The 15,226-nt window shown below is 58.5% G+C and carries 12 protein-coding genes; 3 read left to right on the top strand and 9 right to left on the bottom strand.

Translation table 11 applies throughout. The features are described from left to right. Nucleotides 1–2: 2 nt before the first annotated feature. Together U5A05_RS05715 and U5A05_RS05710 are read left to right on the top strand one after the other, a co-directional pair. Nucleotides 3–3,158 carry an efflux RND transporter permease subunit gene (locus U5A05_RS05715; RefSeq protein ID WP_261741181.1) on the top strand — a complete coding sequence of 1,052 codons (3,156 nt, stop codon included), beginning with the start codon at nt 3–5 and terminating at the stop codon, nt 3,156–3,158. Further along, complete coding sequence (locus U5A05_RS05710; RefSeq protein WP_261741180.1) at nt 3,155–4,606, top strand: AdeC/AdeK/OprM family multidrug efflux complex outer membrane factor; 1,452 nt, start codon at nt 3,155–3,157, stop codon at nt 4,604–4,606. Before U5A05_RS05715 ends, U5A05_RS05710 begins: the two co-directional genes overlap by 4 nt. Before the next feature lie 181 nt (nt 4,607–4,787). On the opposite strand, the gene pcaC is transcribed toward U5A05_RS05710, so the two are convergent. The 9 genes from pcaC to pcaR all read right to left on the bottom strand — a co-directional run bounded on the left by pcaC (nt 4,788) and on the right by pcaR (nt 14,292). Then, complete coding sequence (pcaC, locus tag U5A05_RS05705; RefSeq protein ID WP_048358970.1) at nt 4,788–5,180, bottom strand: 4-carboxymuconolactone decarboxylase; 393 nt, start codon at nt 5,178–5,180, stop codon at nt 4,788–4,790. Nucleotides 5,181–5,190: 10 nt separating this feature from the next. Continuing rightward, nucleotides 5,191–5,991 carry a 3-oxoadipate enol-lactonase gene (gene pcaD, locus U5A05_RS05700; protein ID WP_321835918.1) on the bottom strand — a complete coding sequence of 267 codons (801 nt, stop codon included), beginning with the start codon at nt 5,989–5,991 and terminating at the stop codon, nt 5,191–5,193. Between the two features lie 11 nt (nt 5,992–6,002). Next, a complete protein-coding gene (locus U5A05_RS05695; RefSeq protein WP_321835917.1) occupies nt 6,003–7,355 on the bottom strand; it encodes a 3-carboxy-cis,cis-muconate cycloisomerase in 1,353 nt (450 codons plus the stop codon). A 48-nt stretch (nt 7,356–7,403) separates the two neighbouring features. Then, nucleotides 7,404–8,696 carry an MFS family transporter gene (locus U5A05_RS05690; protein WP_261741176.1) on the bottom strand — a complete coding sequence of 431 codons (1,293 nt, stop codon included), beginning with the start codon at nt 8,694–8,696 and terminating at the stop codon, nt 7,404–7,406. Between the two features lie 118 nt (nt 8,697–8,814). Continuing rightward, on the bottom strand, nt 8,815–10,020 hold the full coding sequence (pcaF, locus tag U5A05_RS05685) for a 3-oxoadipyl-CoA thiolase (protein WP_261741175.1): 1,206 nt from the start codon (nt 10,018–10,020) through the stop codon (nt 8,815–8,817). After that, complete coding sequence (locus U5A05_RS05680) at nt 10,017–10,799, bottom strand: CoA-transferase subunit beta (protein ID WP_261742385.1); 783 nt, start codon at nt 10,797–10,799, stop codon at nt 10,017–10,019. The genes pcaF and U5A05_RS05680 overlap by 4 nt, the downstream gene beginning before the upstream one ends. Continuing rightward, nucleotides 10,796–11,653: a CoA transferase subunit A gene (locus U5A05_RS05675; protein ID WP_088379144.1), complete on the bottom strand. Its 858-nt coding sequence runs from the start codon at nt 11,651–11,653 to the stop codon at nt 10,796–10,798. The genes U5A05_RS05680 and U5A05_RS05675 overlap by 4 nt, the downstream gene beginning before the upstream one ends. Nucleotides 11,654–11,805: 152 nt before the next feature. Beyond that, entirely contained in the window at nt 11,806–13,152 is a 1,347-nt protein-coding gene (gene pcaK, locus U5A05_RS05670) for a 4-hydroxybenzoate transporter PcaK (protein ID WP_321835916.1), read from the bottom strand. A 297-nt stretch (nt 13,153–13,449) separates the two neighbouring features. Next, nucleotides 13,450–14,292: a pca regulon transcriptional regulator PcaR gene (pcaR, locus tag U5A05_RS05665; RefSeq protein ID WP_261741173.1), complete on the bottom strand. Its 843-nt coding sequence runs from the start codon at nt 14,290–14,292 to the stop codon at nt 13,450–13,452. Nucleotides 14,293–14,981: 689 nt separating this feature from the next. Here pcaR and U5A05_RS05660 point away from each other — a divergent pair. Then, on the top strand, nt 14,982–15,182 hold the full coding sequence (locus U5A05_RS05660) for a hypothetical protein (protein ID WP_261742384.1): 201 nt from the start codon (nt 14,982–14,984) through the stop codon (nt 15,180–15,182). The last annotated feature ends 44 nt before the right edge of the window (nt 15,183–15,226 follow it).

Genomic DNA, 15,226 nt, shown 5'->3' with positions numbered 1-15,226 from the left:
CCATGTCGAAATTTTTTATCGACCGTCCGATTTTCGCCTGGGTAATTGCCCTTGTGATCATGCTGGTCGGGGCTCTATCGATCCTCAAATTGCCGATCAACCAGTACCCGAGCATCGCGCCACCGGCAATCTCGATCTCCGTGACCTACCCGGGCGCTTCGGCGCAAACCGTGCAGGACACCGTGGTCCAGGTAATCGAGCAACAGCTCAACGGTATTGACCACCTGCGTTATGTGTCGTCTGAAAGCAACTCTGACGGCAGCATGGCCATCACCGCTACGTTCGAGCAAGGTACTGACCCCGACACCGCTCAGGTGCAGGTACAGAACAAGCTAAACCTGGCGACCCCACTGCTGCCTCAAGAAGTTCAGCAGCAAGGTATCCGTGTTACCAAGGCAGTGAAAAACTTCCTGATGGTAATCGGCGTGGTGTCTGAAGACGGCAGCATGAACAAGGACGACTTGTCGAACTACATCGTCTCCAACATGCAGGACCCGATCTCCCGTACCGAAGGTGTGGGCGACTTCCAGGTGTTCGGTGCCCAGTACGCCATGCGTATCTGGCTCGATCCGGCCAAGCTGAACAAATACAACCTGACCCCGGTGGACGTGAAAGCGGCCATCAGCGCACAGAACGTACAGGTGTCCTCCGGACAACTGGGTGGCCTGCCTGCGGTCAAAGGTCAGGAGCTGAACGCTACCATTATCGGTAAAACCCGCCTGCAAACCGCCGAGCAGTTCAAAAAGATCCTGCTCAAGGTCAACAGCGACGGTTCTCAGGTTCGCCTGAGCGATGTGTCCGAGGTTGCTCTGGGTGGTGAGAACTACAGCATCAGCGCCCAGTTCAACGGCAAGCCGTCTTCGGGTCTGGCGATCAAGCTGGCTCCGGGCTCCAACGCCCTGGACACCGCAAAAGCACTGCACAAAACCATCGGTGACCTGGAACCTTTCTTCCCGCAAGGCATGAAAGTCGTTTACCCGTACGACACCACTCCTGTGGTCTCGGCCTCGATCAAGGGCGTAGTTGAAACCCTGGTTGAAGCCGTTGTACTGGTGTTCCTGGTGATGTTCCTGTTCCTGCAGAACTTCCGCGCCACCATCATCACCACGATGACTGTGCCGGTAGTATTGCTCGGCACATTCGGCATCCTGGCCGCGGCCGGTTTCAGCATTAACACCCTGACCATGTTCGGTATGGTATTGGCCATCGGCTTGCTGGTGGACGATGCGATTGTGGTGGTTGAAAACGTCGAGCGGGTGATGTCCGAAGAAGGCCTGCCGCCCAAGGAGGCGACCAAGAAATCCATGGAGCAGATCCAGGGTGCTCTGGTCGGTATCGCCTTGGTGCTGTCGGCGGTACTGCTGCCAATGGCCTTCTTCAGCGGCTCCACCGGTGTGATTTACAAACAGTTCTCGATCACCATTGTTTCGGCCATGGCGCTCTCGGTACTGGTTGCTCTGATCTTCACCCCGGCCTTGTGCGCCACCATGCTCAAGCCAATCCAGAAGGGTGATCACGGCGAGAACAAGCGCGGCTTCTTCGGCTGGTTCAACCGCACGTTCGACAGTGGCGTCAAGCGCTACGAGAAAGGTGTGGGCAGCATCCTGCGTCACAAGGCGCCGTACCTGCTGGCCTACGTACTGATCGTGGTCGGCATGGTGTTCCTGTTTACCCGTATCCCTACCTCCTTCCTTCCCGAAGAAGACCAGGGCGTACTGTTTGCACAGGTTCAGACCCCAGCAGGCACCACTGCAGAACGCACCCAGGATGTGATCGACAGGATGCGTGAGTACCTGTTGAAAGAAGAGTCGGGCGCGGTGTCTTCGGTGTTTACCGTAAACGGCTTTAACTTCGCCGGTCGCGGTCAAAGCTCCGGCCTTGCGTTCATCATGCTCAAGCCTTGGGGTGAGCGAGATGCGGACAACAGCGTGTTTGCACTGGCTGCCCGCGCTCAGGCGCACTTCTCCACCTTCCGCGATGCAATGGTTTTCGCCTTTGCCCCGCCGGCAGTAATGGAATTGGGTAACGCCACCGGTTTTGACGTTTACCTGCAAGACCGTTCCGGTATTGGTCACGAGAAGCTGATGGCGGCCCGTAACCAGTTCCTGGGCATGGCTGCGCAAAGCAAGATCCTGGCAGGCGTACGTCCAAACGGCTTGAACGATGAGCCGCAGTACCAACTGGAAATTGACGACGAAGCAGCTCGCGCCCTGGGCGTTGACCTGAGCGACATCAACAACACGCTGTCGATCGGCCTGGGCGCCAGCTACGTCAACGACTTCATCGACCATGGCCGAGTGAAGAAGGTGTTCTTGCAAGGTACAGCCGACTCCCGGATGAACCCGGAAGATCTGAAGAAGTGGTTCGTGCGTAACAGTGAAGGAACCATGGTTCCGTTCTCGGCATTCGCCAAAGGCAAGTGGATCTACGGTCCGCCCAAGCTGTCACGCTATAACGGCGTAGAGGCCATGGAAATCCTGGGTGCTCCAGCTCCGGGTTACAGCAGTGGTCAGGCCATGGCTGAAGTAGAAGCCTTGGCCAAGAAGCTGCCAGCGGGCGTGGGTATTTCCTGGACCGGGCTGTCATTCGAAGAGCGTCTGTCTGGTTCGCAAGCACCTGCCCTGTACGCTATATCCTTGCTGATGGTATTCCTGTGCCTTGCAGCACTGTACGAAAGCTGGTCAATCCCGATTGCAGTCATGCTCGTGGTGCCGCTGGGGATTATCGGTGCACTGATGGCGACCAGCCTGCGAGGGTTGTCCAACGACGTGTACTTCCAGGTGGGCTTGCTCACGACCATCGGTCTGGCATCGAAAAACGCCATTCTGATCGTCGAGTTTGCCAAAGAGTTGCATGAACAAGGACGAACACTGAGCGAGGCCGCGATCGAGGCGTGCCGCATGCGTCTGCGTCCAATCATCATGACCTCGCTGGCGTTTGTACTGGGTGTGATCCCGCTGGCCATCTCCTCGGGCGCAGGCTCGGGCAGCCAGCACGCTATTGGTACGGGTGTTATCGGTGGCATGATCACCGCCACCGTACTGGCCGTGTTCTGGGTACCGCTGTTCTTTGTGGCCGTATCGTCCTTCGGCAGCAAAAAAGATTCCGAAAAGAAAGTGGACCTGACTAAAACTCCAAACCAAGAGGCTGGCCAATGAGCAAGTCGCTTCTCGCAGTAGCCATCGCAGCGTTTACGCTGGGCGGCTGCTCGCTGATCCCCGACTACCAGCGCCCTGAAGCGCCGGTAGCGGCGCAGTACCCGCAAGGCCCGGCCTACTCCCCTACAGAGGCGGCCAATCAGGCCGCTGCAGAACAAGGCTGGCGTCAGTTTTTCCATGACCCGGCGCTGCAGCAGCTGATTCAGACCGCTCTGGTCAACAACCGCGACCTGCGTGTCGCGGCGCTGAACATCGACGCCTATGCCGCGCAGTACCGCATCCAGCGGGCCGATCTGTTCCCGGCGGTCTCGGCCACTGGCAGCGGCAGCCGTCAACGCACCCCGGCAAGCATGTCGCAAACCGGCGAGTCGGGCATTACCAGTTCTTATTCGGCGACCCTTGGGGTCAGCGCGTACGAATTGGACCTGTTCGGCCGGGTTCGCAGCCTGAGCGATCAAGCGTTGCAGAACTACTTTGCAACCGAAGAAGCCCGACGCACGACTCAGATCAGTCTGGTGGCCAGCGTCGCCAATGCTTACCTGACCTGGCAGGCTGACAAAGAGCTGCTGAAACTGACTGAAGACACCCTCAAAGCGTTCGACGAGAGCTACAAGCTCACCTTGCGCAGCAATGAAGTGGGTGTCGCCTCGGCACTGGACGTAAGCCAGTCGCGTACCTCGGTGGAAAACGCCAAGGTACAACTGGCCAGGTACACCCGTCAGGTAGCTCAGGACCAGAACAGTTTGGCGCTGCTGCTTGGTACCACCATCCCGGACAACCTGCCTGCAGCCAAACCGCTGGCAGCTGACCTGTTGAACGAAGTACCGGCTGGCTTGCCATCAGACTTGCTGCAACGTCGTCCGGACATTCTCGAAGCCGAACACAAGTTGCTGGCCGCTAACGCCAACATCGGCGCGGCGCGGGCAGCGTTCTTCCCAAGCATCAGCCTTACGGCCAATGCCGGGACCTTGAGCCCTGACCTGTCGGGGCTGTTCAAGGGCGGTTCGGGCACCTGGCTGTTCTCGCCGCAAATCAACCTGCCGATCTTTAACGCAGGTGCCCTGCGCGCCAGCCTGGACTACTCGAAAATCCAGAAGGAAATCACCGTTTCTCAGTACGAGAAAACGATCCAGACCGCCTTCCAGGAAGTCTCTGATGGCCTGGCGGCACGTCAGACCTACAACCAGCAGTTGCAGGCACAAACCGACTTCGTTAACGCCAACCAGGATTACTACCGGTTAGCCGAGCGTCGTTATCGGATTGGCATCGACAGCAACCTGACCTTCCTCGATGCCCAGCGCTCGTTGTTCAGCGCGCAGCAATCGTTGATCACCGATCGTCTTTCGCAGCTGACCAGCGAAGTCACGCTGTACAAGGCATTGGGTGGCGGTTGGTACGAACAGACCGGGCAGAACCGCCCGGTTTCGGATCAGCCACCAAAGGCGTGATACGTACCGCGTAAACAACAAACCCGCCTTTTGGCGGGTTTGTTGTTTGTGTGATGCCAGTTTTGTAGCCGCCGAGGAGCGCAGCGAGGCTGCGATGGGGTGCGTAGCAGCCCCGGCAACTGAAGGCCCTTCGGTCCTTATCGCAGCCTCGTTCCTCGGCAGCGGCTACAAGGAAGAGCGGTTACACCCGCGACTCAACCCCCAACTCATCCCACACCGACTCAGCCAAGTGGAAGGTCGCGTTAGCCGCCGGGATGCCGCAGTAGATGGCGCTCTGCATGATCACTTCTTTGATCTCGGCACGAGTCACGCCGTTGTTGGCCGCCGCACGCAGATGCAGTTTCAGCTCCTCATTGCGATTCATGCCGATCAGCATCGCAATAGTAATCAGGCTACGGGTATGCCGCGCCAGTCCAGGGCGGGTCCAGATATCACCCCAGGCGTGGCGGGTAATCATTTCCTGAAATTCGCTATTGAACTCGGTCAAAGCATTGAGGCTGCGATCAACATGGGCGTCACCGAGCACCGCACGGCGTACTTGCATACCTTCGTCGTAACGTTGTTTCTCGTCCACAAACAGCTCCTTAAACCGCTTTACCGGCTAACAAAAAGTCCAACACGCGCTGGCTGAAGGCATCCCCGGCCTGCACGTTGGACAGGTGCGCGGCATAAAACTCGGCGTACTGCGCACCGCGTACATGTTCCTGGATGAAATGGCTGCCCGCAGGCGGAGTTACAGCATCTTCCGTGCCTGCGATTACCAGCAGGGGCACGTCAATTGCTCCCAGTTGATCGCGAAAATCCGCATCGCGCACTGCCGCGCAGTTGGCGGCGTAGCCTTGGGGGGAAGTGGCGGCGAGCATGTCGGTAATGCGTTTGGCCTGCTCAGGGTTAGCTTGGGCAAAATCTGCGGTAAACCAGCGCGCAATCGATGCGTCACGCAGCCCGGCCATCGCCGCCGCGCCGTCACGCAACACCATTTCGATTCGCGGGTTCCACATCAAAGGCTCGCCAATTTTGGCGGAGGTGTTGCACACAATCAGTTTGTGCAAACGCGAACCGGCATTGATGCCCAACCACTGGCCAATCAGCCCGCCCATCGACAGCCCGCAAAAATGTGCCCGTTCGATATGTAGTGCATCCAGCAGCGCCAGCACATCGCCGCCCAGTTGCTCAATGCTGTACGGCCCTTCGGTTACCAGCGACTGGCCGTGGCCACGAGTGTCGTAGCGCAACACCTGGAAATGCTCGGCGAACGCCGGAATCTGTGTGTCCCACATCCCCAGGTCAGTGCCCAACGAATTGGACAGCACCAGCACCGGCGCGCCTTGCGGGCCGTCCAGGCGGTAATTGAGTTCACCTTCAGCGAGTTGTACACGTCCCACGAGCTTCTCCTTTAGAGGACCAACGCAAAATGTTCAGCCCGCGCACGCTCGACCCACGTCGTCGCTTGGCCAAGGTAATAAGCCGGATCGAGCAAGCGATCCAGTTCGTCTGCACTCAGGTGCGCGGTGATTTGCAGTTCATCGCCCAGCACCGCACGTAAATGGCGCTGCTCGGCCACCGCACGTTTGCAACATTGCTCCAGCAGATGGTGCGCGGTTTCGCGCCCTACCCTCTGGGCCAGCACAATGCTCACGGCTTCGGCCAGTACTAGCCCGTGCGTCAGGTCGAGGTTGCGCGCCATACGCTCGGGGTCCACTTCCAGCCCTTGGGCAATATTCAGCGCCTGCACCAGCGCCCCGGAGACCACACAGCAAATCTCGGGCAAGGTCTCCCATTCGGCGTGCCACAGGCCCAGGCTGCGTTCATGCTCCTGGGGCATGGCGCTGAACAGAATGCTCAGCAAACCCGGAACCCGCGTCGCAGCGCTGATCAATACCGCCGAACCCACAGGGTTGCGCTTGTGCGGCATGGTCGACGAACCGCCCTTGCCCGGCGCCGACGGTTCAAATACTTCAGCGGCCTCGGTCTGCATCAGCAGGCTTATGTCCCGGCCAATCTTGCCCAGCCCACCGGCGATCAAGCCCAACACCGCGCCGAACTCCACCAGTCGGTCACGCTGGGTGTGCCACGGTTGCTCAGGCAGGTTCAGGCCCAGTTCGTCGGCCAGCGCGTGCGCCACCGGCATCGCCTGTTCACCCAGTGCCGCCAGGGTGCCCGAGGCTCCGCCGAATTGCAGGCACAGCAGACGCGGTTTCAGCTCATTGAGACGCTGGCGGCTACGGGTCACGGCGCCCAGCCAACTGGCGATTTTCATCCCCAACGTGACCGGGGTCGCCTGTTGCAGCCAGGTCCGTCCGGCCAAAGGGGTAGTGGCATAACGCTGAGCCTGGGCGGCGAGCACATCGGCCAACTGCGTCAGATCACGCTCGATCAATCCCAGGGCAGTGCGTAATTGCAGCACCAGCCCGCTGTCCATTACGTCCTGACTGGTAGCCCCCAAATGTACATAACGCTCGGCCTCGGGCGCGCTGCTGGCAATCTGTTTACCCAAGGCTTTCACCAGAGGAATTGCCGAATTGCCGGCACTGGCTATAGCCTGGCCCAAGGCTGAAAAATCGTAGAGTTCAGCTCGACATGCCGCTGTAATCGGCCCGAGTGCCGAGTGAGGAATCACCCCAACCCCAGCTTGCGCCCGGGCCAGAGCCGCTTCGACGTCGAGCATGGCCTGCACCCGGCCATGATCGCTGAACACCTCACCCATAGCCTTGGCCGTAAAGTACGCATCGAACAGCTGATTACTCATAAACCTTCCTTAGAAGGCGCGCGCCATAAAGGGGCGCGCGCAGGTACATCACAAATCGTGGTGCAGGTACTTGGGTTGTTTGGGCAACCGGAAGCTGAACAGGAAGGCGACTGCCATCATGGCCGTCACGTACCAGTAGAAGGTGTTTTCCATGCCCATCGACTTCAGGCCCAGTGCCACGTATTCCGCCGAACCACCAAAGATCGCGTTGGCTACCGCATACGCCAGGCCGACGCCCAACGCCCGAACCTGGGGCGGGAACATCTCGGCTTTAACCAACCCGCTGATCGAGGTGTAAAAGCTGACAATCGCCAGCGCCAAGGTAATCAGCACAAAGGCCAGAAACGGGCTGGTGATGGTTTTCAGGCTCAGCAGGATCGGCACGGTACACAGCGTACCCAGCGCGCCAAACCAGAGCATGTTGTTACGTCGACCGATCTTGTCCGCCAGCATGCCGAACAACGGCTGCATGCACATATAAAGAAACAGGGCGCCGGTCATGATGTAACTGGCGGTTTTGGCATGCATCCCAGCGGTGTTCACCAGATACTTCTGCATGTAGGTGGTAAAGGTGTAGAAAATCAGCGAGCCGCCGGCGGTGTAACCCAGCACGGTAATAAACGCCGCTTTATGGTCACGGAACAACGCCGCCACGCTACCTGCATCCTTGTCCTGGCGGGTTTCGGCGCTGGTGGTTTCTTTCAGGGTACGACGCAGCAGCAACGAGATCAGCGCCGCTATGGCACCGATCACAAACGGCACGCGCCAGCCCCAGGCCCGCAGTTCATCTTCTGACAGGAACTGCTGAAGAATCACCACTACCAATACCGCCAGCAGTTGCCCGCCGATCAGCGTCACATACTGGAACGAGGCAAAAAAACCGCGCTGCCCCTTGAGCGCAACTTCGCTCATGTAGGTTGCCGTGGTGCCGTACTCGCCCCCCACCGACAGGCCCTGAAACAGCCGCGCCATCAACAGCAAGGCCGGAGCCCAGGCGCCAATCGAGGCGTAGGTCGGCAGAAAGGCGATAACCAGCGAGCCGGCGCACATCATCAGCACCGAAATCATCATTGAATTCTTGCGCCCGTGTTTATCAGCGACCCGGCCAAACAGCCAGCCACCAATGGGGCGCATCAAAAAACCAGCCGCAAACACGCCGGCAGTGTTGAGCAACTGCACCGTGGGGTCATCGGAGGGGAAGAAAGCAGGCGCGAAATAGATCGCGCAGAAGGCGTAAACGTAAAAGTCGAACCATTCGACGAGGTTGCCGGAGGACGCACCGACAATCGCAAAGATCCTTTTTTTACGCTCCTCTCCTGTGTAGTGAGTTTCTGTTGTCATGTTTATTTACTCATCAGGTTTTTAGTTGCAATCGGACACACCTTGCAACACATAGCGCCGTAACCGCAATAAGCCGAACGACTGAGGTCACAGTCGCCCGGCTTTAACTGTAGCGCTATCAGACCCGTTCGATAGCCAATGCCAAACCTTGGCCGACACCGACACACATAGTTGCCAAGCCTTTCTTGCCGCCGGTTTTCTCCAACTGGTGCAAGGCGGTCATCACGATACGTGCACCACTCATGCCCAGCGGATGGCCCAGGGCAATCGCTCCGCCATTGGGGTTAACCTGCGGTGCGTCGTCAGCCAGGCCCAACTCGCGCAATACAGCCAAGCCTTGGCTGGCGAAAGCCTCGTTGAGTTCAATCACATCAAAATCGCTGACCGCCAAACCCAGGCGCTCCACCAGCTTGCGTACCGCAGGTACCGGGCCGATGCCCATCACCCGCGGCGCAACACCGGCGCTGGCCATTCCCAGCACCCGAGCTCGGGCGGTCAGACCATGGCGTTTAACCGCCTCGGCCGATGCCAAAATCAAGGCTGCCGCGCCATCGTTCACCCCCGAGGCATTGCCCGCGGTCACAGTCTTGTCCGGGCCGTTGACCGGCTTGAGTTTGCCCAGGGTTTCCAGGCTGGTGTCGGCACGCGGGTGCTCATCGTGTTCAACGATGGTCTCGCCTTTTTTGTGGGCAATACGTACCGGTACGATTTCTTCGGCAAAGTAACCAGCAGCCTGAGCGGCGGCGGTACGTTGCTGGCTACGCAGGGCGAAAGCGTCCTGATCGGCGCGGGAAATTTGGTAATCGTCGGCCACGTTATCCGCGGTTTGCGGCATCGGATCGATCCCGTACTGGGCCTTCATCAGCGGGTTGATGAAGCGCCAGCCGATGGTGGTGTCTTCCAGCTTCATGTTGCGCGAAAACGCCGCATCGGCCTTGCCCATCACAAACGGCGCTCGCGACATGGACTCGACGCCACCGGCAATCGCCAGCTCCATCTCGCCACTGGCAATTGCCCGGAAGGCGGTGCCGATTGCATCCATACCCGAGGCACACAGGCGGTTGAGGGTTACCCCAGGAATGGTTTCCGGCAGACCGGCCAACAGCGCCGCCATGCGGGCCACGTTGCGGTTGTCTTCACCGGCCTGGTTGGCGCAGCCGAAGAACACTTCGTCGACTTCGCTCCAGTTCACGTTTGGGTTGCGCTCGATCAGCGCCTTGATCGGCGCAGCAGCCAGATCGTCAGCACGAACGCTGGCCAGGCCACCGCCAAAACGGCCAATGGGTGTACGAATCGCGTCACAGATAAAGACCTCACGCATCACGCTTCTCCCGGTGCCTGGCCGTGAGCCAGTGCAGTTCGAGCCTCAAGGTCACGCAAGGCGGTGAGCTCAACCTCGGTCGGTGCGGCCGTCTGTTGCACGTTATCGGCAAAGCGAATCGCCCAGCCGGTAGCGGCGACCACTTGCTCGCGAGTCACACCAGGGTGCAAGGCCGTTACCACGAATTCGTTGGTTTGCTCCTCGGGTTCCATGGTGCACAGATCAGTGATGATCCCGACCGGACCGGCACCTGGCAGGCCCAGGCGTTTACGCGAGTCGCCGCCTTCGCCGTGGCCGACAGAGGTGATGAAGTCCAGTTTATCGACAAATGAACGGGCCGACTGCTTGAGAATGATCAGCACGCTTTTCGCCGACCCGGCGATCTCCGGTGCCCCACCGGCACCCGGCAGGCGCACTTTTGGCTGATGGTAGTCACCGACCACGGTGGTGTTGATATTGCCGAAGCGGTCAACCTGGGCCGCACCTAAAAAGCCCACATCGACCCGGCCGCCTTGCAGCCAGTAACGGAAGATTTCGCTGGTGGACACTACTGTGTCGGCAGTTTCGGCCAGCTCGCCGTCGCCAATCGACAGCGGCAAGACGTAAGGTTTGGCACCAATCGGACCGGATTCGTAAATCAGTACCACATCGGGTGAAGAGGTCAGACGCGCCAAATTGGCCGCTTTGGAAGGCAGGCCGATGCCGACAAAACACACCGAGCCGTTTTTCAAACGGCGAGCGGCGGCGACAGTCATCATTTCATTGGTGGAGTAAGCCATTATTTTGCCTCCGAAGCGCGGGCCAGCTTGGCCTGGAACTCGCTGAAATTCGCAGTGCCGTGGATGTATTCATTGATCCAGGCGGTAAAGGTCTCGCGGTCGCGGGCAATTGGGTCCCACGCCTGATAGAAACGGTTATCACGCTCGGTGTATCCATGAGCGTAGGACGGATGCGCACCGCCCGGCACATGGCACACCGCGCTCAGGGCCCAGGTCGGCAGCACACAGGCGTTCATCGGCGCTTGCAGGTCATCGACGATTTCCTCAACCGTGACGATGCAACGCTTGGCCGCCAGTGCCGCCTCCTTCTGCACCCCCAGAATGCCCCACAGCAGCACGTTGCCTTTGCGGTCAGCCTTTTGTGCATGAATCACCGTCACGTCCGGGCGCACTGCTGGCACGGCGGCCAATACTTCGCCGGTGAATGGGCAAGTCACGGTCTTGATCAGCGGATTGACCTTGGGCAGGTCTGAACCGGCGTAGGCACGCAGTACCGCAAACGGCAGGCCCGAAGCGCCTGCGACGTAGGCATTGGCCAGGTCGGCGTGGCTGTGCTCTTCGATTTCCAGCGGCTGCGGCCACTGTTTCTCGACGGCATCGCGTAAACGGTGCAAGGAACCGACACCCGGATTACCGCCCCAGGAAAAGATCAACTTTCGCGCACAACCGGCACCGATCAACTGGTCATAGACCAAGTCAGGCGTCATCCGCACCAGGGTCAGGTCTTTCTTGCCCTGGCGGATGATTTCATGACCCGCAGCAGTCGGAATCAAGTGAGTGAAGCCTTCGAGAGCAACGGTGTCACCGTCGCTCACAAATTGTTTCACCGCGTCGTGTAACGAAATGATGTCTGCCATCTGGGTAGCTCCCGTTTTTTTTGTAGGCCGCTGCAGTTGAAGAAGGTGCGCTAGCACCGGATGTTCAGCAGATTAAGCCGCGGCTTTCGGCCAAACAATCCGATAATCGACTATGTGTTCGTTAATCGAACACATAGTTAGCGTGATAACGATCAGGTTGCATCCGCATGGCTGACCATGCCCTTGATCAATACCGCAGCGGTTGCCAGGGCAGCCGGGATCACCAACGCGGTCAGTACTTGCTCGAAGTTCCAGCCCAGCCCCAGCAGAGTTGCCCCCATCCAGGCGCCTAGAATGGCGCCGAAGCGGCCAATACCGAGCATCCACGACACACCTGTGGCCCGACCCTGGGTCGGATAAAAACGCGCAGCCAGAGACGGCATCGCCGATTGCGCACCGTTGACACACATACCGGCCACCAGCACCAGCGTGGCGAGAAGGGTGATATTGCCCAGGCTCTGCCCTACCGCGTAGGCAAATACCCCAGCTAGCAGGTAGAAAATGCCGATAACTTTATGAGGGTTGAACCGGTCCATCGCCCAGCCCACCCCTACCGCACTCAGTACCCCGCCGAACTGGAACAGCGCGCCAATAAACGCGGCCTGCTCCATGCTCGCACCACTGTCGCGCATCAGCGTCGGCAGCCAGCTGGTCAACAGGTAAACAATCACCAGGCCCATAAAGTAGGTGAGCCAGAGCAACAGGGTGCCGGTGCTGTAAGTGCCGGAGAAAATCACTGCGAATACGTTGCGGGCCTTGACGGTCTTTTGCTCCGGTACGCTGAAGCTTGCCGCTTGAGCCACAATTGCCGGGTTTATTGGGGCCAGTGCTTTTCGAATAAGCTCAATGCTGCGATTGCGCACCACTAGAAAACGCGCAGACTCAGGCAACCACGCCACCAAGACCAGGGTCAGAATCAGCGGCAAAATCCCGCCAATCAGCAGCAGGCTATGCCAGCCATACATCGGGATCAGCTTGGCCGAGATAAACCCGCCGCCTGCCATGCCGAGGTTGAAGCCGCAGAACATACTGGTCACCAGCAAGGACTTGTGCCGCTCAGGGGTGTACTCCGACAGCAAGGTGGTGGCATTGGGCATCCCGGCGCCCAGCCCCAGGCCGGTCAAAAATCGCAGAACCAGCAACTGGTCAACGTTACTGCTGTAGGCCGACGCCAGGCTGAACCCGCCAAACACCAACACCGCCACCACCAGCACCACTTTGCGACCAAAGCGGTCCGCCAAGGGCCCCGAACCCAGGGCACCAAACACCATGCCGATCAGCGCGGCGCTCATGACCGGGCCCAGGCTGGCGCGGTCAATACCCCAGTCCTGCGACAGAGCTGGGGCAATAAAGCCCATTGCCGCAGTGTCCAGGCCATCGAGAAAAACGATCAGAAAACACAGGATCACCACGCGCCATTGGTAACGCGACAGCGGTTGAGCGTTGATGAAGGACTGCACATCGAGGCAGCTGCCGACAGAAGACTGAGGTGAATTCATTATTTTTATACCGAGTAAAAACCAGGGCGAACGAAAACCGGCTAACGGCCAGGGTCACACTAAAAGCTATCGGGGATCAGCGGATCTTCGGGCGACTGCGCAGTGACTCGGTCAGTGACGGGCAGTTGGGGATGTTCATGGCGTATAGCCTCTTCATTATTATTTTGGCCAAGTCCTGAGCAACGCTTGAGCGGGCTTCGAACCGGGGCGCTGAAGCGACATTAATCAGCGCACTGCCAGCGCGCAATTCGATAAACGCTTAACTGTGCGTTTATCGAACGCTTAGTTCCCTCTGATTCAGCTAAACAACTGGGTGCTCAGCTCACGGCTGGCGTTGAGCATGATCGGTAAAAAGCGCTGTTCCAGCTCCGTACGTGTCACCCGCCCGGCGTGGGTGCTGACGTTCAGAGCCGCCAGCACTTGGCCCGACGCGTCATACACCGGTACGGCAATCGAGCGCAGCCCTTGCTCCAGTTCTTGATCAACGACACACCAGCCTTGTGCGCGTACCTGCTGCAAACACTCAAGCAACGCCTCTGGGGTATGCAAGGTGCGACTGGTTTTGGCCTGGAACTCGCCATGGGCCAGGTACTCGTTCAGCGTCACATCGTCCAGCGCCGCCAGCAGGATGCGGCCCATTGACGTGCAGTACGCAGGCAAGCGGCCACCTACCGACAAGTCCACCGAGATCAGGCGCTGGGTGGTAGCCGAGCGGGCGATATAGAGGATATCGTCGCCTTCGAGGGTGGCCATGTTGCACGCTTCGTGCAATTGCTCACTCATACGGTCCAGATACGGCTGGGCCGACACCGCCAGCGGCGACGAAGACAGATAGGCGTGGCCCAGGGTCAGCACTTTGGGCAACAAGGAGTAGGTCCGACCATCAGTGGTCGCGTAGCCAAGCTTGATCAGGGTGTACAAACACCGGCGCACCGCTGCCCGTGGAATTTCAGTGCGATGGCTGATCTGAGCGATGGTCAGATGCCGCTTGCGCTCCTGAAACGCCTGCACCACTGCCAAACCTCGGGCCAGTGACGACATAAAGTCAGGGTCACCGGTAAACGCCTGAATCCGCTTGGCCGGCGACGCCACAATCGGCGGTGCGATACTGGCAACGGCATTACGCAGTTGATCACTCATTCCCAACCCCCAGCTTCAGCTGCTTATAGTTATTACATGCCGGGCGATTATCGAACCGTCAGCCGATAATCGCAATCCACCCATCAACCTGGACGCAAGCTAAAGATTCACAGGCTGCCCCTTGGCGTGAGGTTTATTAAAATCAAGCGCCCCACACAATCAATCCGTTCAGTGATAGAAAACGTCTGCTTTATATGTAATCCGGTTAAGTCCAGCCCGGCGGTTAAATAACTTGGTTCGGCAATTAGCCGGCGACCGTATTAATAGAGTGCGCCGAGCATCCTGCGCTGTAATTCATGACTATTCATAACTCGTCACGCACTTGGAAGTTGACGCGCCCGAAGTTATTCGGCGATAGTAGTGATTCTCCTCCGCCTTGGAGGAGTGCAAGTGATCGAGAGCACAAGGTCAAGCCTGTGCGACAGATTGGATCCAGCCAATTCGTTGAGTTCAATCGGCCCTCGCGGCTTAACCCAAGTGCATTGTGTGTTGTGGCCCAGTGGGGGTGAACACTTACAAACGGCGACGGTCATGTGTTAGTTGATGACGTGGCGGTGTGCATCGCGTGGCGTATTTAAATGTGACGTTGTAAATAGGCAATTGCCTTATCGCCTATCATTCGTCAAATGAATCAACCGCCCCTGCACGGTGATTCACCAGATTTAAACTTAACTCAATTAGGTAACACAGTGACGAAAGACGAACTGCGCGCAGAACTTGAGCGTCAGGAACAACGATTCAAGGATGTTTACGGCGGTGAAGTGACGACCTACGCCGCTCGCCCAGAGCCAGAGCGTAAACCTTGGCGCAAACGTGCCAGCCTGCTCGATCAGGCTTTCTCTCAAGAAATTCAGAAAATTGAAAAAGAGCTCAATGCCGAAGAGCCCTGACCTGAGAGCCTGAAAATAGCCTGCTGCCACCCTTGCTTGCTTGC

The organism is Pseudomonas kulmbachensis (assembly GCF_963681935.1).
GTDB classification, from domain to species: Bacteria; Pseudomonadota; Gammaproteobacteria; order Pseudomonadales; family Pseudomonadaceae; genus Aquipseudomonas; species Aquipseudomonas kulmbachensis.
This window is presented reverse-complemented; position numbering and strand designations above follow the sequence as displayed.

Excerpts from the sequence above, each read along its gene's own strand:
- U5A05_RS05715 (WP_261741181.1), top strand. The coding sequence starts at position 3 with ATGTCGAAATTTTTTATCGACCGTCCGATTTTCGCCTGGGTAATTGCC.
- U5A05_RS05710 (WP_261741180.1), top strand. The coding sequence starts at position 3,155 with ATGAGCAAGTCGCTTCTCGCAGTAGCCATCGCAGCGTTTACGCTGGGC.
- U5A05_RS05695 (WP_321835917.1), bottom strand. The coding sequence starts at position 7,355 with ATGAGTAATCAGCTGTTCGATGCGTACTTTACGGCCAAGGCTATGGGT.
- U5A05_RS05690 (WP_261741176.1), bottom strand. The coding sequence starts at position 8,696 with ATGACAACAGAAACTCACTACACAGGAGAGGAGCGTAAAAAAAGGATC.
- U5A05_RS05675 (WP_088379144.1), bottom strand. The coding sequence starts at position 11,653 with ATGGCAGACATCATTTCGTTACACGACGCGGTGAAACAATTTGTGAGC.
- pcaK (WP_321835916.1), bottom strand. The coding sequence starts at position 13,152 with ATGAATTCACCTCAGTCTTCTGTCGGCAGCTGCCTCGATGTGCAGTCC.
- pcaR (WP_261741173.1), bottom strand. The coding sequence starts at position 14,292 with ATGAGTGATCAACTGCGTAATGCCGTTGCCAGTATCGCACCGCCGATT.